Source organism: Sphingobium sp. JS3065, assembly GCF_026427355.1.
Lineage (GTDB): Bacteria > Pseudomonadota > Alphaproteobacteria > Sphingomonadales > Sphingomonadaceae > Sphingobium.
In genome coordinates, this window is the sequence record NZ_CP102664.1 from 1,699,344 (window position 1) to 1,722,508 (window position 23,165).

General features: G+C 61.7%; 18 protein-coding genes. 9 read left to right on the forward strand and 9 right to left on the reverse strand.

Features of this window, described 5'->3' with window-relative positions; genetic code table 11:
• Positions 1-68: 68 nt before the first annotated feature.
• Positions 69-224 carry a hypothetical protein gene (locus tag NUH86_RS08105; RefSeq protein ID WP_267251944.1) on the forward strand — a complete coding sequence of 52 codons (156 nt, stop codon included), beginning with the start codon at positions 69-71 and terminating at the stop codon, positions 222-224.
• 53 nt (positions 225-277) lie between these two features.
• Here NUH86_RS08105 and NUH86_RS08110 read toward each other — a convergent pair whose 3' ends face one another.
• From NUH86_RS08110 to NUH86_RS08130, 5 genes are all read right to left on the reverse strand, one after another.
• Entirely contained in the window at positions 278-1,444 is a 1,167-nt protein-coding gene (locus NUH86_RS08110) for an efflux RND transporter periplasmic adaptor subunit (RefSeq protein WP_267251945.1), read from the reverse strand.
• 119 nt (positions 1,445-1,563) lie between these two features.
• A complete protein-coding gene (locus NUH86_RS08115; protein WP_267251946.1) occupies positions 1,564-2,829 on the reverse strand; it encodes a TolC family protein in 1,266 nt (421 codons plus the stop codon).
• A gap of 65 nt (positions 2,830-2,894) precedes the next feature.
• Positions 2,895-3,230 carry a hypothetical protein gene (locus NUH86_RS08120; RefSeq protein WP_267251947.1) on the reverse strand — a complete coding sequence of 112 codons (336 nt, stop codon included), beginning with the start codon at positions 3,228-3,230 and terminating at the stop codon, positions 2,895-2,897.
• A 97-nt stretch (positions 3,231-3,327) separates the two neighbouring features.
• Complete coding sequence (locus NUH86_RS08125) at positions 3,328-5,265, reverse strand: cytochrome c/FTR1 family iron permease (protein ID WP_267252067.1); 1,938 nt, start codon at positions 5,263-5,265, stop codon at positions 3,328-3,330.
• A gap of 140 nt (positions 5,266-5,405) precedes the next feature.
• Entirely contained in the window at positions 5,406-5,825 is a 420-nt protein-coding gene (locus tag NUH86_RS08130) for a MerR family transcriptional regulator (protein WP_010405566.1), read from the reverse strand.
• On the opposite strand from NUH86_RS08130, the gene NUH86_RS08135 reads away from it, so the two are divergent.
• From NUH86_RS08135 to NUH86_RS08150, 4 genes are all read left to right on the forward strand, one after another.
• Positions 5,803-8,415, forward strand: a complete 2,613-nt coding sequence (locus tag NUH86_RS08135) for a heavy metal translocating P-type ATPase (RefSeq protein ID WP_267251948.1) — start codon at positions 5,803-5,805, stop codon at positions 8,413-8,415. The two genes, NUH86_RS08130 and NUH86_RS08135, sit on opposite strands and share 23 nt — an antisense overlap.
• A gap of 66 nt (positions 8,416-8,481) precedes the next feature.
• Entirely contained in the window at positions 8,482-9,354 is an 873-nt protein-coding gene (locus NUH86_RS08140) for an undecaprenyl-diphosphate phosphatase (protein ID WP_267251949.1), read from the forward strand.
• 141 nt (positions 9,355-9,495) lie between these two features.
• Positions 9,496-10,743: an XRE family transcriptional regulator gene (locus NUH86_RS08145; protein ID WP_267251950.1), complete on the forward strand. Its 1,248-nt coding sequence runs from the start codon at positions 9,496-9,498 to the stop codon at positions 10,741-10,743.
• Between the two features lie 173 nt (positions 10,744-10,916).
• Positions 10,917-12,077, forward strand: a complete 1,161-nt coding sequence (locus NUH86_RS08150; protein ID WP_267251951.1) for a pepsin/retropepsin-like aspartic protease family protein — start codon at positions 10,917-10,919, stop codon at positions 12,075-12,077.
• Between the two features lie 174 nt (positions 12,078-12,251).
• Here NUH86_RS08150 and NUH86_RS08155 read toward each other — a convergent pair whose 3' ends face one another.
• The 4 genes from NUH86_RS08155 to NUH86_RS08170 all read right to left on the reverse strand — a co-directional run bounded on the left by NUH86_RS08155 (position 12,252) and on the right by NUH86_RS08170 (position 16,763).
• The gene (locus tag NUH86_RS08155; protein ID WP_267251952.1) at positions 12,252-12,989 is read right to left on the reverse strand and encodes a TorF family putative porin; all 738 of its coding nucleotides are present in this window, start codon (positions 12,987-12,989) and stop codon (positions 12,252-12,254) included.
• A 369-nt stretch (positions 12,990-13,358) separates the two neighbouring features.
• Positions 13,359-14,735 carry a sensor histidine kinase gene (locus NUH86_RS08160; protein ID WP_267251953.1) on the reverse strand — a complete coding sequence of 459 codons (1,377 nt, stop codon included), beginning with the start codon at positions 14,733-14,735 and terminating at the stop codon, positions 13,359-13,361.
• 66 nt (positions 14,736-14,801) lie between these two features.
• The gene (locus NUH86_RS08165; RefSeq protein ID WP_267252068.1) at positions 14,802-15,980 is read right to left on the reverse strand and encodes an aspartyl protease family protein; all 1,179 of its coding nucleotides are present in this window, start codon (positions 15,978-15,980) and stop codon (positions 14,802-14,804) included.
• A 384-nt stretch (positions 15,981-16,364) separates the two neighbouring features.
• A complete protein-coding gene (locus NUH86_RS08170) occupies positions 16,365-16,763 on the reverse strand; it encodes a MerR family transcriptional regulator (protein WP_267252069.1) in 399 nt (132 codons plus the stop codon).
• Between the two features lie 280 nt (positions 16,764-17,043).
• Between NUH86_RS08170 and NUH86_RS08175 the strand changes: the two genes are divergently transcribed.
• From NUH86_RS08175 to NUH86_RS08190, 4 genes are read left to right on the forward strand one after another with little or no spacing between them, the layout of a single operon-like run.
• Entirely contained in the window at positions 17,044-18,345 is a 1,302-nt protein-coding gene (locus tag NUH86_RS08175; RefSeq protein WP_416365366.1) for a TolC family protein, read from the forward strand.
• Positions 18,342-19,517 (forward strand): efflux RND transporter periplasmic adaptor subunit, encoded by a 1,176-nt coding sequence (locus NUH86_RS08180; RefSeq protein ID WP_267251955.1) that lies wholly within the window; start codon positions 18,342-18,344, stop codon positions 19,515-19,517. The genes NUH86_RS08175 and NUH86_RS08180 overlap by 4 nt, the downstream gene beginning before the upstream one ends.
• A 3-nt stretch (positions 19,518-19,520) precedes the next feature.
• Entirely contained in the window at positions 19,521-22,802 is a 3,282-nt protein-coding gene (locus tag NUH86_RS08185) for an efflux RND transporter permease subunit (protein WP_267251956.1), read from the forward strand.
• A gap of 14 nt (positions 22,803-22,816) precedes the next feature.
• Positions 22,817-23,158 (forward strand): DUF190 domain-containing protein, encoded by a 342-nt coding sequence (locus NUH86_RS08190; protein WP_267251957.1) that lies wholly within the window; start codon positions 22,817-22,819, stop codon positions 23,156-23,158.
• Positions 23,159-23,165 lie beyond the last annotated feature (7 nt).

Below are 23,165 nucleotides of genomic sequence, written 5' to 3' on the forward strand. Positions count from 1 at the left end.
CTCCAGCGCGTGTCGGCGGTTACGTCGGGGCGACCATCTGAAAAACGGGCCACGACGTGGAGATGCCCATGAAGCATGCCAAGAGCCAATGCTGGGCGCCGGACCAGTCCGTGAACCAGAACGGTGTCACCGCCGTCCTCGGCATGGGCGCTCCAGATTCTAAGCGATTTGCCGGATCTCGCTTCAGGCGTGATAGCGAGCGCCGGATTATTGGCGCAGGCTGACGTCAAAAAGCCGACCGCGCTTCCTGCTACGATCTGCAGGGCTGTAGCGCGCCTCATTCCTCTTCCCCCGCGCCCTTGCCGAGCTCGGCTTTGAGCAAGAAGGCGTTGCGGGTGGCGATGGCCCGCCCAGCGGGGAAGCCCGACGCGATTTCAATACGGCCAGCGCTGCGCTGGCCGGTCGTCACCGGTGTCGCCTTGAAGCCGTTGGCGGTACGCACGAACACGACGTCGCGACCGCCCACGGACTGCACTGCTTCTTCGGGAACGACGATCGCATTGGACGTCACGCTCCGGCTCGGAATCATCCGCACGCGGACCGCAAGGCCGGGTTGAAGCAGGCTGCTGGTCACGTCCAGGACCGCAGTAGCAGCGCGCGTTTCGCCGCTGAGCGTGGGTGTTACTGCCCGCACCCGCGCATCGACAGTACGGCCATCAGGGAGTTCGATGATCGCCTTGTCCCCTGCTTCGAGACGAGCGGCATCAGCGGCACCGACCGCCGCTTCGATCTGGATCTGGCGCGGATCAGCGACCCGAAACAGCTCCGTCTCCGGTTGTACATAGGCTCCAAGACTGACCTTCATTGCGGTCACGCGACCCGAGATCGGACTGGCGAGGACAACGCCGCGACCATCGGACGTGATGTTGGCAGCACCCGCTGCAACCGCCGCTCGCCGCGCTTCCGCAGCGGCCGAGGCCGCTTCTGCCTGTGCGGTCTCCAGATCGACCCGGGCGGATACCTTCTGGTCATAGAGATAGCTTTCGCGGGCCAGCGCCTTCTGCGCCAGCGTTGCCTTGGCACCCGCGGCCGTGCGGTCCGCCGCAATCTGTGCCGCATCGCGGCTTTCGACTACCGCCAGCGCCTCTCCGGCACGAACCGGATCGCCCAGCCTCTTCAGGACACGCGTTACGGCGCCACCCGCCCTTGCGGTCACGATCGCCTCACCGGTCGGCGACGGCGTGACGACGGCCTGGGAGATAATCTCTGCCCCAAGCCCGCCTGCGGTGATCGTCTCGGTGACAACCCCGGCATCCTTGATCGCGGCCGCAGTCATCGTGATCGTATCGGCGGGCGCATCGGCCTGAGCCTCGTCGCCCTTTGCCGCGGTTTCGGTCGTGGCCGCAGGGGTATCGCTCGTGCAGCGCGCGACGGTAAAACCGCCGACGGCGGCGAACAACACGGCGCCCGCCACGCCGCCCAGAAGGCGCTTGTCTTGGATCATAGGATATCTCCGGAATGGGGCTGGCCTGGGCGTGATGGCCCGGCGATCGACGGCGCATGTGCCGTCATGATGGGAACGTGCGCGGCGAACCGCAGCTTTAAGGAGGATAGCTGCATCGCTCAGCGCTCCCGCAATTCAGGCGCGGGCGCGGTCAGTCGCTCAAGGCGAGCCTCGGCATCGTGATAGGCTGCCAGGGCATCGGTGAAGGCAGCGCGTGTCTCGGCAAGCGTTCTTTCCGCCTCCAGCAAGTCGAGCTGACTGAACTTGCCCTGGGCATAGCCGACACGGGCAATCCGCGCGGCTTCCAAGGCCGCGGCAAGGCCAGGGCCGCCCATGGATCTGGCGGTTGCCGCCGCATTGGCGAGTTGGGCCTGCGCGCCTGCGATAGCCTGTTCGGCCTCGATGATCGCCAGCCTGCGATTGGCGTCGGCACGATCCTGCTCTGCCCGGGCCTGGCTGACCGCTGCGGAACCATTGTTGAAGACGGGAAAGGGAATGGCGATCCCCACCACGGCCGCCATGTCGTTGGTCTGCGCGAGACGACGTGCGCCGGCGCTGATCGTGATGTCGGGCACGCGCTGGGAGCGTGCGAGCCGAACCTGGGCGCTGGCCGTATTCACGTCCGCCTGCGCAGCGGCAAGCGCCAGCGTTCCGTCGGGCGCGATCCTCACCGCCGGCCCGTAGCCGCCGATACGGTCGAACCAGGCCAGGTCAAGCGTACCATCGATGGGCTGACCGATCAGGCGCGCGAGATTGCCGCGTGCCACTTCGGCCTCGCGGAGCGCCCGTTCCAGCCCAAGTTCGGCGTTGACGCGCAGCACATCGGCACGCTGCTGGTCGATCGGCGCCCCCGCCCCGGCGGTCACGCGAACGCGCGCCGCCCTGAAGGCATTGCCCGCAATCTCTGCTTGCTGGCGCGCGACGTCCACGCGCCGCTCTGCGGCGGCCGCCTCGATATAGGTCTGGGATATGCGCAGATTGAGGTCTGCAAGCGCAATAGCCGCATCGATGCGAGCGCGATTACTGCGGGAATCAGCGACTGCGATCCGGGCCGAACGCTTTCCGCCCAATTCGATCGGCAAGGCAAGACTCGCCGTCGTTTCGGCGCTTCGGACGCCGCGATACTGACCCGACCCCGCGACATTCTCCGTCTGCACCTGAATCTCAGGATTGGGCCGGAGGCCAGCTATGGTGCGAGCGGCACCAGCCGCGCGCAGGTCGGCGCTCGCAGCATCGATACTGGGAGAGCTGCCCCCCGCGATGGTGCGGGCACGTTCGAGCGTGAAGACAGGTTGATTGGCAGACGGCGGCGATGTGGCCGTCTGCGCCTGCGCGATCGACGCGCAGGACGTTACGGCCAACAAGGCCGCGATGACACGATGCATGGGTAAAGTACTCCTGACGAACCTTGAGAGCCCACCGGTCGATGCCGGAGGGAGCTAGGAAATCGTCAGGCTTGTGGAGGTCGTAGCGCCGGATCAGCGGCTGCGGTTGCCATGGCTATCGCCTGGCTAGGCCGCATGATTGATCCAACCGAATCCTCTCCAAAAGGCTCGGCTTTCGCCATTGGTGCTGCGACATGATGGCCATGGCAACTGCCATGATGGTGCGGATAGCCCTTGTCGCTATCGGCGGGCACCTGATCGCCATCGCCATCGGCATGACCAATCTCGGCGGCGCTATTGGCATCGATACAGACGATCGGCTCCATTGCATGCGTGACCGACCCCATCCCCAGGGACAGGAACACGGCCAGGCAAGCAAAAAGGATCGTCAATCGATGCATCTACGCTCCTTCTAGCAACTATAGGCTCGTGGAGGCCAGAGAATGTTGTGCCGAACCTTCACTTGCCGGATTCGGGCGCAGTTCTGCGCGGGCTGCATCAGCCGGTTACCGCAGCGGCACGGCGCCGATTGAGGATGAAGCCGCCGAGCACCGCGATGAGCATCAGGAGTTGGGCGGCCATCGACTGCAGGGTTGGGAAGATACCGAGCATGGAGACGCGGATCCCGCCCGCAAGCGGGGCGATGTCGATGATGCCCGCTTCCTGCAGCGCCGACACGCCCTTGCCTGCGAGGACGATGGTGAGGATCGCCATCAGCCACGCGCTGTAGGCGAAGAACTTCGCGATCGGCAGGTCGCGGCTGTAGCGCAGTAGCACCCAGGCGATGAGTCCGAGCAGCAGAACCGCCGAGCCGGCGCCCGCCAGCATCATGGCGCCATTGCCCTGGGTCCAGAGCGCGGCGTAGAACAGGATCGTCTCGAAGACCTCGCGATAGACGACGATGAAGGCCAGGCCGAACAGGAACCAGGCCGACTGCTTCGACAATGCGTGCGACATCTTCTGGCGGATGTAGCGCTGCCATTGGTCCGCCTGCGCCTTCCCGTGCATCCAGATCCCCACGGAGAGCAGGACGACGGCCGCGAACAGCGATCCGAACCCTTCGGTAAGCTCGCGGCTCGCGCCGCTGATCCCGATTGCATAGGTCGCGATTCCCCAAGTCAGGCCGCCCGCTGCCAGCGCCCCGATCCAGCCGCCATGGACGTAGGGCAGCACCTCGGGCCGCTCGGCCTTGCGCAGGAAGGCGATCATCGCAACGACGATCAACAGCGCTTCGAGCCCCTCGCGCAGCAGGATGGTGAAGGCACCCAGGAAGGTCGATGCGCTACTCGCTGCATCCGGGGACAATGCCGCGTCGGCATCGTCGAACAGGCCGTCGAGCACCTGGACGCGCGTGGCGACCTCGTCGACCGGGCGACCTTGCTGGAGCGATGCCCGGAATTCGCCCATGGCGCTTTCGATGTGCCCCATGAGCGTTGCATCGCGCGCGGTCAGCATCGGCTCAAGTGGCTCGAAGCCATCGAGATAAGCCGAAAGCGCGAGTTCCTGGGCAGCCTGACGGTCGCCACCGCGGTACGCGGCAAGGCTCCGTGCCAGTTTTTCGCGCGCGATGGTCAGCGAGCCGGGTGCCTGCCGGATCACCGCGTCCGGGTGACGGCGCAGATAGGCGATCACCGCGTCGGCCTTGGCAGGTCCGATCGTCTTGGCAAGCACCTCCGGGGTCAGTCCCGCCAGTGTTGTCAGGTCGGGGATCATGTGCCGCAGGCCGGGATCGGATTTCCACAGCCGCTCGCCCTGGCTTGCAAGGGCGTCGGGAAAGGCAAAGCGACCGGCATAGAAGGCCAACGCCCAGCGATCATCGCTCGGCAAGGTCGCAAAGCTTTGCATCGCCGTGCCGTCGATGCCCTGGTCGATGACCTGGTACAGCGCGAAGGGACTGCGTTGCCGCGCGCGCGTTATTTCGCTGAAGGCGATCGGCGGCGTGGTGAGCTTCGCCGCGTCGGGGCCATGCCCATCCCCGGTCATGCCGTGACAACTCGCGCAATTCTGCGCGAACAACGTGGCGCCGCGGGCGAGGTCGGGCGCCTTGCCCGGCGCGAGCGGCACGGGATAGGCCTTGAGCAGATCGGCGGCGAGGCCATGGGCGATGCGGGCGACCTCTTCGGGCGTTCCCTTCGCGGCGATGACGCCCTGAAGTCGAGCTGCGCCCGCGATCAGCTTCCCGCGCGCCGGCGTGGGCGACAGCGTCGAAAGGCGAGTCGATACCGAGGCCGCGAATTCGGTCATCTCGGCATATTCGGAAGGACTCTTCACCCGTCCGCCGCTGACAGCACCGCCATAGTCGACCGCCATATAATCAAGTAGCCGCCATGCCGTCTGGACGTCGGTCGTTTGGGCATGGGCCGCGACGCTTGTGCCAAGGGCAAACAAGAGGGCGCCGAGCACCGCCAGCGCGCGGCGCAACGAGACCGTCCGCAAGAGAATCGACAAAGGGCTGTTTGAAGGCGTAAACATGCGCAACGTCTACACCCTCTAGCCGCTAGAGGGTCAAGTGGTTTTGCGACTTGTTTGCATTAGCTGCTGGCAATTGCGAACGGTGGTATCATCAACCGCCCTGCTCAGCTGAACGTGGCGGAATCCGGCGCCAATGTCTCGATGATGCGGCACTCGGAAATAGTGCCCTGTCCGCACTGGACAATCACGTTGCTCAACTCGGACCTCAAAGTATTCAGATCGCGGAGCTTTCGGTCGATTTCGGCGAGATGCTCCCGCGCGATCGCGTCCACCGCCTTGCAAGAAATATCCTTCTGGTCGGCGAGCTTGAGCAACTCCTGAACCTGGTCGATCGAGAAACCCAGCGCGCGAGCCCTGCGAATGAAACTGAGCCGTGCGAGATGTTGGGCGGTGTAGGCGCGATAGTTGTTCTTTGTTCGGGCGGGCGCCGCCAACAAGCCGATGCTCTCATAATAGCGGATCGTCTCCACCTTGCTGTCGGTGGCTTTGGCGAGACTCCCGATGCTGAGCGGCTCGGTGGACATATCGTTTGACCCTCTAGTGACTTCAGACTGTATAGTGGGTGTCATGTCGAAAAGTCGAGGTGACGCAATGTTCGAGCAGACCGGGACGAGCCCCATAGCGATAGGGCGCCGGTGGCGCTTCAAGGTCCAGGGGCTAGACTTCCAGAATGAGGTTCGATTGCTCAGAGAAGCGCTTATCCCACTCGTTGGAGATGAGCGGTTTTTGTCGTTCCAGCCGAAGCTTGGCCTGCTCGACGTCGATGTCGCGTCCGGCCTCACAGTCGAAGCCGTGATCGCGGCCGTATCGACCACCGGGATGACCGCCGAGCTAGATGGTCAGAGCGGTATCTCAAAAGATGCCGCAGGAGCCGACGGTTGCAGAAGCTGCTCGGGTGAACCGGCGCCCGTTGCCCAGGCTCTCCCGGACCATCCGGACGGCGTCATTTTCGAAATCCATGGCATGGACTGCGGTGACGAAGTCGCGGTGCTCAAGCGCGAACTCGGTCCGATCGTCGGGCCGGAAAATCTGTCGTTCGATCTCATCAACGGTCGCATGTCGATCGCGAGCGGTGCCGATCTCTCTCATCACGCCGACATCCTAAGGGCAGTCGAACGCACGGGGATGCGCGCCGAACTGTGGAAAGAAGGCGAGCGAAGTGCCAATGCGCCAGAGGAGCAGCGGCGACGCCGTGTTCAGGCCGGGCTGACGATCGCAAGCGGCGCTTTGGTCCTGATCGGTTTTGCGATTCACGCGCGCGCAAATGGCTTCGCTGCGGTACTGCACGAGAGTCTGGCGCGCGAGGCGCACCCCCCGCTTCTGGCGATGCTCGCTTATTCCTTGGCGATCCTGTCGGCAGTTCGATATGTCGCGCCCAAGGCGATCCTCGCGGCGCGGCGACTCCGGCCGGACATGAACCTGCTCATGCTTGTAGCGGTGGCCGGCGCCCTCGGCATCGGCCAATGGTTCGAAGCGGCGACTGTCGCATTTTTCTTCGCCCTTGCGCTGGCGCTTGAGGCATGGAGCCTGGGACGTGCCCGCCGTGCCGTCGCCGCCCTTATGGAAATCGCGCCGGATTCGGCCCGGATACGAGATGCGGCAGGCGTCGAGAAGGACGTACCCGTTGCCGAAGTTGCGGTCGGAACCCATGTGATCGTTCCACCGGGCGGAAAGATACCGCTCGACGGCTATGTGGTTGCGGGGACGAGCGCTGTCAATCAGGCGCCAATCACGGGCGAAAGCGTACCCGTCACGGTCACGCAAGACGCAACGGTTTATGCCGGGACCATCAACGGCATGGGCGCGCTCGAGATCGTCACGACTCGGCCAGCCTCCGATACGACACTCGCGCGTATCGTACGCATGGTCGGCGAGGCGCAAAGCAAACGGGCTCCGACCGAACAGTGGGTGGAACGCTTCGCGCGGATATACACACCGGTCGTGATGGCGCTTTCCCTGGCGGTATTCCTCGTGCCGCCACTTCTGCTCGGGGGCGATTGGGCCGCATGGTTCTATCAAGCGCTGGTGTTGCTCGTCATCGCCTGCCCCTGCGCACTGGTCATCTCGACGCCAGTCAGCATCGTCGCAGGATTGACCGGCGCGGCCCGGCGGGGCGTGCTGATCAAGGGAGGTGTCCATCTGGAAACGCCCGCCCGCATCACGGCGATCGCGATGGACAAGACCGGCACGCTTACGCTTGGCCGCCCCAAGGTGATCGAGCTTGTCCCGCTTGGCGGTCGGGGCGAGATTGAGCTGCTGGCGGTCGCGGCTGCCATCGAAGCGCGAAGCGAGCATCCGATTGCCCACGCGATCCTCGATGCCGCAGCAGAGCGCGGCGTCGATGTCGTCCCTGCAACGTCGGTGACGGCCTTGCCCGGGCAAGGAGTCGTTGGCGCGATCGATGGTCGCGAAATCTGGGTCGGCTCCCCTGGCTATCTCGGCGAGAGGCTGGGGGGTGCAGGGGACGATGAGCTTGCCGCCCAGTTGCGTCGAATCGCTGGGGCCGGACTGACCGGGATCGTTGTCGGCGAGGCCCAGTCGGTCATCGGATTAATTTCAATTGGTGATGCAGTGCGTCCTGAGGCCAGGCAAATCGTCGCGAAACTGCATGAACTTGGCATCGCACAGGTCGTGATGCTGACGGGAGACAGCCGCGCGCCCGCGCAGGCCATCGCGCATGAAACCGGCGTGGATGAGGTTTATGCCGAGCTACTTCCCGAACAGAAGGTCAAGGCGATAGAAAGACTGGTGGCGCAACATGGCCTTGTCGCCATGGTCGGTGACGGCGTCAACGACGCGCCGGCGATGGCGCGGGCGAGCCTCGGCATCGCGATGGGCGCGATTGGGAGTGATGCGGCAATCGAGACGGCGGATATTGCACTGATGCAGGACGATCTCTCCCAGCTACCGTGGCTTATTCGGCACTCACGAGCGACACTCACCGTCATCCGGCAGAACATTGGCTTCTCGCTTGCGATAAAGCTCGTCTTCGGGGGACTGACGCTGCTCGGGATGGCGTCGCTCTGGGGCGCGATAGCGGCGGATGTCGGTGCGTCGCTCTTGGTCGTGCTCAACGGGCTGCGTCTTATCGATCGCGACCAGCGGGCGCGATAGCCCGGTTACCGAGCGTGCCGAAGCCACGATCTTCGCTCTTCCATCCCCCAAAAGGACCACATTGATATGGGCGGACAATGTACCGCGAGCATCGACACGGGCTTTGTGACTTTGGGCTATGCCAAGGTCGCCCTATTGGGCGTGGTCCAGGGCATTACTGAACTTCTGCCGATTTCATCGACAGCCCATATGCGCGTCGTACCTGCCGTGCTGGGGTGGCGAGATCCGGGTTCGGCCTTTTCGGCCGCGATGCAGCTTGCGGCACTCGCCGCCGTTATCAGCTATTTCTGGCAGGACGTTCGCCGTCTTGCGGTCGGATCCGTGTCGGCGATCAGCCGCCGCGAATTCGCCGATCCCGACCTTCGTCTGGCGACCTGGATCGTGCTGGCGACGATCCCTATCGCGCTGGCGGGCGCGCTCCTTTCGAGCAGCCTCAACACATGCAACTCGCCCCTTCGCGCATTGCCGGTGATTGGCTGGGCGTGCATCTTGATGGCGGTGCTGATGGCGCTCACCGAAATCCTGGCACGCCACCGCCGCAGCATTGAGAATGCATCACTGGTGGACGCGCTGCTCGTCGGCCTGGCGCAGGTCGGCGCCCTCATCCCAGGCGTCTCACGCTCCGGATCAACTCTTACCGCTGCGCTCGCACTCGGATTTAAGCGTGAAGAAGCTGCGCGCTTTTCATTCCTGTTGGGCATCCCGGCTATCGCTCTCGCCGGACTGAAGGAATTGTGGGAGCTGCACAAAGTCCACCTCGACATGCACGGCTGGTCCATTCTGGCGGTCGGCCTTGTCGTCGCATCCGTTTCGGCATTCGCGGCGATCTGGGCGCTCATGCGCGTCCTCGGGCGTTTCTCCGCCTGGCCGTTCGTTATCTATCGCGGAACGCTTGGCATCATGCTTCTTGTGGGGACAACCAATGGGTGGGGCATCTGACATGGCCACATTAGTTGGAACACTGCCGCCTGATGGCAAAATCGACTACCTGAGATCTCGCCGGTCGCTCCGCTTGTTTGGTGAATGGATCGAAAGCGCCCGAGAGAGATCGAATCGGGCGAATGATTCGGTGAGGATCGAATGATCAAGAATAGCCAGCAATACCGATCAACACGACTGGCGCTCGCGTCGCTTCGAATAAGACTCGAAGCCATCGGAGACGACGCCACCGATCTCATTGCGCGAGAACGCGAGGAGCTAACGAAGCGTGTCGCCGAAATGAGGAGCGACATGGAACTTTATGAACGGCTTCAGGTCACTGAATCTTCGTTACTTCCGGTAGAAAGTCTCTCCGCACTACCGAATCTTCTTATTGCAGCTCGCATTGCCAGAGGAATGACCCAGAAGGAACTGGCGGAATTCATGGGGCTCAAGATGCAGCAAATCCAAAAGTACGAAGTGGACCGTTATGAATCGGCTAGTCTTCGCCGGATCGCAATGGTCGCTGATGCCCTAGCCCTCGATATTTTTCAAGCCGGAGAGCTCAACGGTAAGCGGACCTTGAACCATACGGACCCATCTAAAGCGTCATGCTTTCCGGTCGGTGAGATGTATCGGCGGGGGTGGTTGGGCCCTTATCGGGGATCGCTCATCGATGCTCGCAATACAGCGCCCGAAGATCTTAAGGACTTTTTTGCCAAGGCTTGGGGTCCGCAGGCGAATTTGCGACACCGATACGCAAGATCAGCAAACATTCCACATGAGCCAGCACTGTCCGCTTGGGAAGCGAGAGTGATGATTCTTACAGACTTTCGACCTCCCATCCGCGAGTTTTTACCAGTTGTCGCGGACGCAAACTGGCTTCGAAGCCTTGCTGGCTTAAGTCGAGAAAGAGACGGCGTAAGGCGTGCGCGCCAGCATCTTCTGGATGCCGGCATCGCCTTGGTTGTAGAGGAGGCGTTGCCAGGAATGCATATTGACGGCGCTGCATTGCGGACATGTAAAGGGAATTACTCAATAGCCCTTACCCTACGTGATCCCCGACTTGAGACCTTCTGGTTTACGCTGATGCACGAGGTCGCTCACCTTGTTCTCCACATTGCCCCTGGAAAATATGATAGCATTTTTGACGATGTGAATGCTCCGGCGGACTCGGACGACGAGGATGAGGCAGATGTATTTTCCCGAGAAGCGCTGATTCCCAGCAGAGCATGGGCCAGCTGCAAGTCGCAATTTACCTGGACGCGCGAGGCAATCTTAGCGGACGCTCGGCGTCTCGGCGTAGGGCCAGCCGTCGTTGTTGGACATATTCGTCGGCAGGCCGGAGACATTCAGTTTCCCAATAGAGTAGCTGCGAATGGCGACGTTCGCGAACAACTCCATGATTAACGTCCCTGTCAAAGGTTTGATTGCTCGGATGCCGCCTTCTCCGAAACTTGTCATGACTGCCACCGCTGCCATGACACGTCTTCGCCGCTCAAAGAATAATACGAAGAAGTTTGGTACAGGCTATCACGTAGACGATAGGTTTGTAATTCTGGACAGGTGAATGGTTCGATCTGATGAGCTTTGAGTTCCCCGAGGAAAAGTTCCCTATCCCGAAATTGGTGTGGCATGGCGCAGCAGGCCCTGCGCGCGCAATGCCATTCGACTTCAATCGTGAGTCACGCTTGATCCTGCAAGCGGAGGTGGATGGTCGAGTGTCTACGCTCCTGATGGACAGCGGGATGGAGGTGTCCGCGATCAGTCGGGATCTCTTCTCACGCCTTCACCGAAAGTCTGCCGGCACCCTGCCAATTTATGACCGAGGCGCGCTCCAAGAGACGCAGCTCGTCCAGGGTGTCGACGTCAGCCTACCCATGGTTAGCATTCGCGGAATGACTGTCGCAGTGATGGATATGGATCTTCTGTGTTCGATGATCGGATTGCGAATAGATGGAGTGCTGGGACGGGAGATATTCGAAGCCGCATTCGTTGATATAGATTTCCCTCAGAGACAGATCGCATTTGCACCAGCAGGCGCAGCATTTCATTCGGTTGCGGCGGCCACGACGCCGCTCAGAAGATTCAAAGCAGGGCGTGGTCGCATCATAGCCGTGTTGCTCGAAAGCGGGCCACCCGTTGAACTCGAATTCGACCTTGGCTCCGCTAACCCCCTCGTCTTACAATCCAGCTACTGGAAGCCAAATGGCCTGCATCTGGACCGACGCCTGTCGAATTCGCTGGTGGGTGGTGCCAATGGCATTCGGGAAACCGGTCTCATTAGCATGAAAGAAGTGTCCTTCGCAGGCTTCACACTAACCGGAGTCGATGCGCTGCTCGAGCAACCCACGCCCGGCTTTGATCATCGTCTCGGACACGGAACGATTGGTATGCCGATCCTCTCGAAATTTCGCATTGGAGCCGACTATACCAATAATGTTCTCCATGTGTCCTCGCCTTCCAAGACCGGCGCGATTCCAATCCCGCGGAATCGAACGGGTCTGCGGGTCTTGCAGCAAAATCAGTATTTGAGAGTTCTTCTGGTAGCCCGTGACAGTCCTGCAGCGAAGGAGAACTGGCAGCCAGGCGACTTGATTCGCTTGGTGAACGGTAGACCGATCGACGATGTATATTGGTCATCGGGCTTTTGGCGATGGGGCGAAGCCGACGCAGGCACAGAGGTGTGTCTGACGATGGAAAATGGGGGAATCAGATATTTGATTCTGGGCGATTATTACTGAGCTGTAACGCGATCGCTTGGCAGGTGAGGCTGCGAGAACCTTGGTCGGACAAATATTTTGCATCGCTCGCTTGCATCGCTTCGCCGTACATTTTTCCATGGCGCCCATGCGAATTTGGTATGAGCTGGGCTGGGGCCGCAGCTTGCTGCGACCCCAGATGATTCTGACGTGCGGTCAGAACGCTACGCCGATCGTGCCGACAACACCCGCCTTCGAGATGTTGCGCGTGCCGTTGAAGAGATCCTTGTTGGTATCCACATAGGATACTCCTAAAGTCAGGCTCTTCCACGTATAGGACGCTCCGACGCTCCAGTCGGTGTATTTCTCACCAAAAGTAAGGTAGCTTCGGTTAAACGACCGTCCCAGGTGGGCTGACAAACTCAACGGTGTTTGCGGAATAGCGGCCGAAAGATCTCCGGCAATGTAAAGGCTGTCTCGCTTCGTGACATTGTCGAGAGACAGCGCCTGCTGCTTCGGCGCATAAGCCGCGCTGAGTTTTCCCGTCACTGGACCCAAAGTATGGGAGACCGACGCATAGGGTTCCGCAAAGTCGGAATTCTTGAAACCAGAATTCGGATAGTAATAGTAGAGAACACCTACATCGAGCGTGGTACCGCCGAACGAGTGCTTATAGCCTGCGATCAGGTCGATCTCTTGGCTGTTGTCGTAGATATAGCGATCTACCGACGAGCCCCACACGGTCGCATAGAAGCCAGAGGTGTGACTGACGGTAAAAGTGCCCTGCACCGCAGCGCGCTTGTTGGTCTGCGAGATACCACGGAAGCGATAATCCGACACGAGAGTGGCGCCTCCAGAGATCGTGATATCACTTGGCGGCGCTTCCTGCGCCAACGCGGGCGATACGACGCTAGCCAGAAGAATCGCTGAAGACAGCGCTATTGATTTTCGCACGAGTGTTTCCCCTTATGAAAGTCTCCTTGTTCTCCTGCGCTCCACCACGCTCAGTCCTCTCGCTCGCGCTGAACGGGGGCCGAATAGCAATGAAGGTTTTCACAATGTAGCAACATTGTGCAACGCACAAGAAACGTACGGGCAACATAAGAAATTTTCACCAGGTGTGGCGCCTCGGCAACATCTCGGATAGCACGAGCGTCGAAAGGCAGGTTGAGACCGAATCGCAGCCGGGCGCTCCGATGGACATCCGGATAAGTTTTAGAATGCGGCGACTCTCCCTAGCGGGGAGGAGCGCCAATCGTGAGGGATTGGATGAATGGCCGATCAAGCTCTGAACCGCCTCTCGCGCGGAGCCTAGGACATAGATTATGAAACCTTGCTTGACTCCGAGGCCGATCGCGTTGAGGCGGTGAGCGGCAGGGCTGCACGCACACGGAGTCCCGGCTTGGCATCTTCAAGGCGCAGCACGCCACGGTGAAGTCGGACAATTGCGTCGACTAACGGTAGCCCAAGGCCGTGGCCAATCGTCGGAGTGCTACGTGTGAGCCGACCGAATCGGCTCAAAACCAAAGCGCGTTGATCGACATCAATTCCATAGCCATCGTCTTGTACTGTCAGAATGGCACTGTCTTCACTGACGGCGACCGCCAGTTTGATCAACGTTTTAGATGGTGTATGCCGAAGACAATTTTCCACCAGATTGATCAGCATCTGCGTCAGCAACAATCGATCGCCCAATATATAGGCCGTATCGCAAGAGCCGAGAATGAGACGATGCCCTGTTTCGAGAGCCACCGGCTCCATCATATGGCTGATTTCGCTCACCAGTCCGTCGAGGCTAACGGCGATAAAACCCGCGCGCCGGTTCCCCCCTTCAATTTCAGCAATTCGCAGTAAAGCGTTGAACGTCGCAAGCAAAATATCTGTTTGTGCGATCGCGGTGACGAGATCCTCATTGACCAGTTTCGCGTCATCCGTCCGCGCAAGCGAAGCAAGCTGGCTTCTCAGCCGCGCAAGGGGCGCTCGCAACTCGTGTGAGATATCATTTGAAACGTTCCTCATCTGAGCCATCCGATCGCTGAGATGATCAAGCATTCGGTTAAATTCCTCAGCCTGCTGTTGGAATTTACCCGTCCCTTCAATGATCGGCACGCGATGCCGAAGGTCGCCATCGGTGATCGCTTCAACAGTTTGGCGCAGTTCGCCGATCCGATGACTAATAAACCATTGATAAAATAGAGCGATACTCAAACCAATGAGCATGATCGCGCCGAAGGCTAACAGGTGAGTCTGCGCCAGCCCGGACTTGTACTTATCAAATGGGTCATTCTCTGCGATGACAGTGAGCCGCCGCCCCTGCCCTAGTTCGCGCGTAAGACCACGCGCGCGGATATGGGCTCCATGGACATCCTGTATTTCAACCACAGAAAAACCGAGTGACGGCCGCCTCAATGTTTTTACATTCCCGGCAAGTGGTTTGCCCATTTCGTCGGTGATCACAACCCCAAAATCGCGCAGATTGCCGCGATTTGAAAGCGTGAAGATCCGCGCCTGGAGTTCGGATTGGCTAGCCCCGCTCCCTTCCTGCGCGATCAAGCTGCTTTCCAACTTTACCCACTGATCAAGCGATTGCCGGACCTTCTGTTCGTCCGCTGAAAAAAGAGCGAATCCACTTACAGATGTGGCGACGATGAATAAGCACAAAAATGAGGTCATCGGTGATCTCAAGGAATAAGAGATCATAGCTTCCACCCCTTCAACCAGACCCGAGCAAGATCGGCACATTCCTTTGCTTTTCTGTCGGATTGCTCAGTAGTAATCGGCAAGATTTAGCATCCGCGTCGTTCCGTCTGCGAGCTTGAGCGTTACCCGACTTCCTGCGGGGCCATAACGCCACTGCCAGAGTAGTCCCCGCGTATAGGAAGCGTCGATAGCACGACCATTCACGGCTATGACTTGTTCACCCACAGTCCACCCTGCTTGATCCGCAGGACTGCCGGATGCCACATGCACAACAGTCAGGTCAGTAGCGGAGGCTGCGAGACCAAGGCCGCTTCGATCCTTCAGCATCGGCAGGCGCGCCCGAGCTGGGGCGGATCGCAACCACAACTGCCCTTGGGACACGTCCAGCACGATATCGAATTGTCCGAGCAGCGGCATCCCCACATTGCCTACTGTACTCACCGAGGTCCACCGATCGAGGGCAAGCGCCGGAACAGAGGCGACCGTGAGCGCGCCCAAGCTCACCTTGTCGGCGATGAAGGACTTGACGACTTGCACCCCTTCGACCCCGCCGATGGCGGCGGTGGAAACGGGTTTGCCAGCCAGAAGGGCGTGCGCCTCGACATAGGCGGAGGATAACATCAGCGCCGACGAGTTGCCGAAATCGAGCATCAGCGGCACCGGGTCCAGTCCGGTGATGGACGCGAGCAGGAACAATTCCTGTTTGGCGCCGTGCCTAAGCGGCAGCGCAGTCCATTCCGGCCCCGCCACAAAGCTGGCCGGCTTCTCAAATGCAAAGCGTCGTGTCGCAAAATCGAGCGCCACGCAGCCGCCGGCCAGCACGTCTGCCCCGAGCAGCATATCGACAGGCCGACCAAAGGCGGCAGAGGCCGCTCGCAAGTCTGCGACCACCGCGAAGGGAAGGACGGGAGCATAAGCGCCCAGCGTCACCGCGACATTGCGGACCAGACCAACCGGAGCCTTGCCGCCCAGGCCGTTGATCCGTCGCGGCTCCAGGTTCGTCATGCCTAGCTTCGCAGCAAGCGGCTTGCTGATAATGGACGCGCCGCTGCCGCTGTCGAGTACCGCGTCGATTGCTATGCCGGACACCTTGGCAGGCACGATCAGCGTGTCACCGGTTCCGACTTCTAGGGGACGCCAAGTCGGAGGCGTAGCGAAGCCGCCCCAAAGTTGATCGCGATTGTTTCTCGCCGCCCATAGCGGAAGCGGAAACCTCGTTACGATTAGCCCAGCACCCATACACATGAGTGCCGTCCGCCGGTCAGCGTGCCGGGTCGTCTCCAATTCAGCCCAGGTTTCCACCAGATTTCCATTCGATTCTCACCGGTCGCGAAGAGGTGCGAGCTTTAACTACATGCTCTAGCTACTAGAGGGTCAAGCCCCTCGATCACCAATATTACCACCGTGCAGCGGTTCGAGCGAGAGAAGCGTTTCGAGAGGCCCGCCGCGAGGCTCACCGCCCGGCTCCCATCCGCGAACCCGTATCGATCGGGATTGACGTCGTCGTCGGACGGATCCGCAAGAGCTGGAACCGGCCCTGCGAACGCCGCAACGACAAAAACGACGTTAGTGTACGAAGATGACGGGATGACATCGAAAATACTCGTTTTGGTCGCCATCAAAAGGCCGCTATCCTACCGGTCGGGCAATTGCCTGGATAACCCGGCACTCGGCCATCGTTCGGGCACAACACGCGCTGGCGCTCATAGCGCTCAACTCGTCACGCAAGGCAGAAAGTTGGCGAAGTCGATCCTCCACACCGACCAGATGGCGCGCGGCGATTTCCGCTGCTTCCGCACAGTCGCGCTCCGGTTGATCGGCAAGCGCGAGGAGCGAGCGGATTTCGTCGATCGAGAAACCCAGCCTTCGCCCGTTCCGCACGAAGTTCAGGCGATCCACATCACCGTTACCATAGGTGCGTCTGCCCGAAGATGTGCGCAAGGGTGTTTCGAGCACACCAATTTGTTCGTAAAATCGGATCGTCGTCACCTTGGTCGCAGTCGCGCGCGCCAGATCTCCAATCTTCATTTCACGTTTGCTCCATAATTTTTGCGACGATCCAACTTTTGGGCTTGCTCCTATAGTAACTAGAGATTGTAAAGAAGCCAGATGATTGACACTCAAACCGTTGACGGGTGCGCCCGCCATCGACGCGCCAAGCTTGGCCCGACCTCTGGGTTGCGGGCGTGATCGCGCTTCAATACCTCCAGCTCATGCGTGAGATCGTCCGCAAAGGGCGCGCTGCGCTACGGCCAGTTTCCTAGGAGTGCGCAGGATGAGTGTTTCGCCCCGTGCGCTTTCGTGCGTGTTGAATGCGGCTCTGGCCGTCTCCCTCATCGGAGCGTCAGTGGCGAAGGCGCAGACGGCTACCTCGCCGCCTCAGGCAGCCACAGAGCCACCCTTCAGCCTTGAGCGAGCCTTGGCGCTGGGCGGCGCGGTCTCACCATCGTTAGAGGCCGGTGCCGCAGGTGTGCAAGCCGCAACCGCAGGCCGTGCCGTTGCAAGCCTTCGCCCAAACCCCGAGGTCGTTGTCGAGACCGAAAACGTGGCCGGCAGCGGCGAATATCGCGGCTTTCGCAGCGCCGAAACGACCGCGGGGCTGGCACTTCCGATCGAGCTTGGGGGCAAGCGGTCGGCGCGTGTCGCGGTTGCGGATGCGCAGATCGATCGCGCGCGGATCGGATCAGCCATCGCCATCGCCGACCTCACGCTCGCCATCACCCAAAGCTATAATGACGCGGTTGCGGCCGAGCGCCGGTTGACGGTAGCGCGCGATCAGGCGCAAATCGCCGCGGAGGCTCTGCGGGTCGCGCGGACGCGCGTGGCCGCGGGCGCGGCGTCGCCAATCGAGCAACAGCGTGCGGACGTGCTTCGCATCAACGCGGAGACCGCAGTGGAGCGGGCTACACGCAATGCTGAGGTCGCGCGCGGCAATCTTGAGCGATTGGTCGGGCGACCCGTCAGCGGGGCGCTCGACTCAGCATGGTTCGATCGCATCGGCGGCTACGGGCCCACCCAGCCGATTGAGGCCGAGGGCACACTTGCACTCGCGGCGGCGACTGCGGACGCAAGGACCGCAAGCGCCCAGGTCCAACTCGCACGCGCGCAGCGCATTCCCGATGTGACAGTGAGCGCGAGCGCGCGTCGACTCGCGGCCACCAACGATGTGGCTGCAGTGTTCGGGGTCTCGATCCCGTTCCCCGTTTTCAACAACGGGAATGCGGCGGTGGCGCAGGCGCAGGCGCAACAGGCCCAGGCCGACGCGCTACGTCGGCTCGCTATATTGGAGGCCGAACGGTCGATAGCGAGTGCGCAGGCCGAGCTCGCAAATGCCGCAACAACCGCGCGCACGGCCGGAGGGCCGGCGCTGGCAGCGGCAACCGAAGCCGCCCGGATCGCGCGCATCGGTTATGCCGGGGGCAAGTTTGGCCAGCTCGATCTGTTGGAAGCCGAGCGCACGCTCGCACAGACCCGCGCCGATGCGACCGACGCCCTTGCCGCCTATCATGACGCGGAGGCCCGCCTGGCGCGACTGACCGCGCCTGCAACCCTTTTTGCCGAACTGACGCCCACGAGCGCGCGTCCGGCCACACCCGGAGATAGCCGATGATCGTTCAGGACAAGCGGCTTCTAGGCGGCGTGGCGGCGGCGGTGCTTGTCGCCGCGGCAGGCGGGTTCACGATTGCGCGATACACAGCCGACACTCCGGCCGCACGTGCGGCCGAGGCCGCAGCAAAGCCTGGAGAAACTGATACCGAGGCAGCCCCAAGCGACACGCTCGAGATGAGCGCCGAGATGTTAAAGAACACGGGCGTTACCACCGAGACCGTCAACCCGGGCGGGTTAGCGGCCGAGATCGTGGCCCAAGCGACGGTGGCACCCTCCCCTGCCGGCGAGGCAATCGTGACCGCGCGCGCGGGCGGCGCGGTGACGCGGGTGTACAAGCGATTGGGGGACCCGGTGCGTCGAGGCGAGCCGCTGGCGATCGTCGAGAGCCGCGAAGCCGCGCAGTTCGCGGCCGATCGCACCGCGGCGGCGGCCAAGGCAACGCTCGCGCAACGCAACCTGGCGCGCGAACGCTACCTCTACGACCAGAAGGTCAGCCCGCGGGTCGATCTGGAAACCGCGCAGGCGGAGGCAGCTTCGGCGGCGGCCGAGGCGCGGCGCGCGAGTGTTGCAGCGGTCGCGGCCAACGTGACCAACGATGGCCGCAGTGTCGTTGTCGCGTCCCCGATCACGGGCCGGGTGACGACCGAGAATGTCAGCCTGGGCGCTTTCGTGCAGCCGGAGACTGAACTGTTTCGCGTCGCCGATCCAAGCCAGATACAGATCGAGGCGGCGATTGGGCCTGCCGACGCGCAACGGCTCGCCCCCGGTGACAGAGCGATTATCGAGCTGCCGGATGGCAGCACCACCAGCGCGCGCGTGCGCGCGGTAACGCCGACCTTGAGCGGCGAGACGCGCTCCGCGACGGCGGTGCTCGACGTGATCGGTGGCCGGCTACAGCCGGGCCTGGCGGTACGCGTGCGGCTATTCCCAAGTCGGAGCGGCACGTCGACTGCGATCGTGGTCCCCGAGGAAGCGGTTCAGTCGCTCAATGCCCGCGACGTGGTGTTCGTTCGAACCTCCAAGGGGTTCAAGGCAATGCCCGTCACCACGGGCCAGCGCAGCGCCGGCCGCATCGAGATCGTGTCGGGCCTCTCAGCCGGCCAGACCATCGCCACCAAGAACGCCTTCCTGCTCAAAGCCGAACTCGGCAAGGGCGCGGGCGAGGAAGAATAACAGATGATCGCCAACCTTATCGCGCTGGCCGTCCGTGCGCGCTGGGCGGTCCTGTTCATCTTCCTGGCGATTGCCAGTCTTGGCCTGTGGCAGCTCACCAAGCTGCCGATCGACGCCGTGCCCGACATCACCAACAAACAGGTGCAGATCAACACCGTCGATCGGCGCCTCTCGCCGGTCGAGATGGAAAAGCTCGTCACCTATCCGATCGAAACCGCGCTGGCTGGCATCCCTGGACTGGAGACGACCCGTTCGATTTCCCGCAATGGCTTTAGCCAGGTATCCGCAATATTCTCGGAAGGCACCGATCTCTATTTCGCGCGCCAGCAGGTAGGCGAACGCCTTACCCAGGCGCGCGATACGTTGCCCGACGGCGTACAGCCGCAGATCGGCCCCGTTACGACCGGTCTCGGCGAAGTCGTGATGTACACGGTCGAATACGCCAATCCTGAAGGCAAAGGCGCGAAAATCGTGAACGGCCAGCCAGGCTGGCAATCGGATGGGAGCTATCTGACGCCCGAAGGCGATCGGCTGGCGAATGCGGTCGAACAGGCCGGGTTCCTTCGCACCGTTCAGGACTGGATCGTCCGCCCGCAGCTCCGCGCCGTACCGGGCGTGGCGGGCGTCGACTCGATCGGCGGCTATGCCAAGACGTTCGTAGTCGAACCAGATCCGGTGAAGCTATCGACCTACGGCATCTCGTATAGCGAATTGGGCGAGGCATTGGAAAACGCCAACCTCGCGGTGGGCGCGAATTACTACAACCGCGGCGGCGAAGGGTATCTTGTAAGGCTCGATGCGCGCGTGCGCTCGGTGGATGAGATCAAAAACGCCGTCGCCGCGACACGCGGCGGTGTTGCCATCACCGTTGGCCAGATTGCCAATGTCGAGAGCGGTGGAGATCTTCGTACCGGTGCGGGAAGTGTGAACGGCAAGGAAGCCGTGATCGGCACGGCATTGATGTTGATCGGCCAGAACAGTCGCATTGTCGCGCAGGATGTCTCAGCAAAGCTCAACGAGGTAGCGAAGACGTTGCCACCTGGCGTTCAGGTAAAGGTCGTGCTCGACCGCTCGAAGCTGGTCAATGCGACGGTCGCGACCGTGCAGCGCAATCTGACCGAGGGCGCGATTCTGGTAGCGGTTGCGCTATTCCTGTTGCTCGGCAACTGGCGCGCGGCGCTGATCGCGGTGCTCGTCATCCCCTTCTCGTTCCTGATGATGGCGATGGGGATGAACGCTTTCCACGTGCCCGGCAACCTGATGAGCCTGGGTGCGCTCGACTTCGGCCTGATCGTCGACGGCGCGGTCATCATCATCGAAAACTGCCTGGCACGTCTCGCGCATCGGCAGGAGCATGAGGGGCGGCTGCTCACCCTTCGCGAGCGGCTTGAGGAGACCATGCGGGCCTCCCAGGAAATGATAAAGCCAACCGTGTTCGGCCAGGCCATTATCCTGCTCGCGTTCGCGCCGTTGCTCATGTTCACCGGCGTCGAGGGCAAGACGTTCTCGCCTATGGCGATCACGATCATGCTTGCGCTCGTCGCAGCGTTCATCCTGGCGCTGACCTTCGTGCCGGCGATGGTGGCCTTGCTTATTCGCGGCCGGGTCGCCGAGAAGGAGGTGTGGCTGATCCGCAAGGGCAAGGAACGCTATCTGCCGCTGCTCGACAAGGCGATTGCGCGGCCCTGGCCTTTCATTGCCGGCGGACTGATCTTCTTCCTCGCCGCAGTGCCAGCCTTCGGACTGTTGGGTAGCGAGTTCATCCCGCAGCTCGACGAGAAGAATATCGCCCTCGCCTCGACACGCGTGCCCTCGGTCAACCTCGAACAATCGCTTGCGATGCAGCGTGGGGTCGAAGCAGCCATTATGAAGTTGCCGGAAGTGGAGCTGATGTTTTCCAAAACCGGCACCGCCGAAGTCGCGACCGATCCGATGCCGCAGAATATGTCGGACGCTTACGTCATCCTGAAGCCCCAAGATCAGTGGCCGGCAGGCGTCGAGACAAAGGCAGAGGTAATCGAGCGCATTGAAAAAGCATCACGGGGTCAGCTCGGCCAGATCTATGAGATGAGCCAGCCAATACAGCTGAGATTCAACGAGTTGATCGCCGGCGTCCGCGGCGACGTCGCGATCAAGCTTTATGGCGACGACCTCGATAAGATGGCGCAAACCGCCAACGAAATGGTTCGCGTGCTGCAATCAGTTCCGGGCGCGGGCAGCGTAAAGGCTGACCAGGTTGGCGGTGCGCCGGCGCTGGATGTGAAGCTCGACCGCGCCGCTATCGCACGCTACGGCCTCACGGTGCGCGAGGTAGCCGATACGGTCTCTGCAGCGCTGGGAGGTCGGGAAGCCGGCTTGCTCTATGAGGGCGACCGGCGGTTCGACATCACGGTGCGCGTTCCGGAAACCACACGTGCCAGCCTTGATGACATCCAGGCGCTGCCGGTACTGCTACCCGAGAAGGTGGGCCAACCACGCCAGCAAATTCCGCTCGCCCAAGTTGCACAGATCCGCGTTACCGAAGGCTTGAATGAGATCAGGCGTGAGAACGGCAAACGCCGTCTCGCCATTCAAGTAAACTTGTTGGGACGTGACGCCGGATCGTTCGTTACCGAAGCGCAGGCGAAAATCGCGCAAGTCAAACTTCCGGCCGGCTATTACCTCGAATGGGGCGGGCAGTTCCAAAGCCTGCAAGATGCGTCCAAGCGCCTCTCGATCGTTGTGCCGCTCTGCTTTGCGTTGATCTTTGGCCTGCTCTACATGGCGCTCGGCAGTTTCGGACGCGCTACCGCGGTGTTCCTCGCAGTGCCCTTGGGGCTGGCGGGTGGCGTGTTCACCTTGGCGCTAACCGGCATTGCGTTCTCGGTATCGGCTGCTGTCGGCTTCATCTGTCTTGCTGGCGTCGCCGTACTCAACGGCCTCGTGGTGATGACGGCGATACGCGAACGGATCGAGGCTGGGCTGCCACTCGCTCAGGCGATCCGCGACGGCATGGCCGAAAAGATGCGCGCCGTGGTGATGACCGGCTTCGTGCCGGCGATCGGCTTCGTGCCGATGGCGCTCGCGCACGGCACCGGCGCCGAGGTCCAGAAGCCCTTGGCGACAACCGTTATCGGCGGCCTGGTCGCGGCTACCATCCTCACGCTCCTCGTACTCCCCGCCATTGCTCGAGTAGTGCTCGGCTGGGGCGAGCGGGCGGGCAAGCCCCGCGATCCCGAGCGGCACGATCCCGAGCCGAGTAGCGGCGGGGGCGCGCATCCGACTCCCGTGCCGGCTTTGACATGACAGAGGAGGTGATCATGAGCGAGCAAACCAAGCTGCTCCGCATCTACACCGACGAGGCCGCTTACTATGGCGACCGAAAGGTGTTCGAGGTGGTCGCATCAAAAGCGCGTGACGCCAGACTTGCCGGCGTCACCGTGCTTGAGGCGCTGATCGGGTTCGGCCGATCGGCGCATCTTCATCGCCGCCACGTTCTCGAAAGCGATCGAGCCGTGGTGATCGAGATCGTCGATACCGATGCCCGATTGCGGACTTTCGTGTCGGACCTGTCCGATGTGCCGGGGATAGGCTTGATGACGCTCGAAGCAGTGGAAGTTCTCGGAGCGGAGCTTTCGGCCAGCGCGACACAGCCAGAGTGAAGTTCGG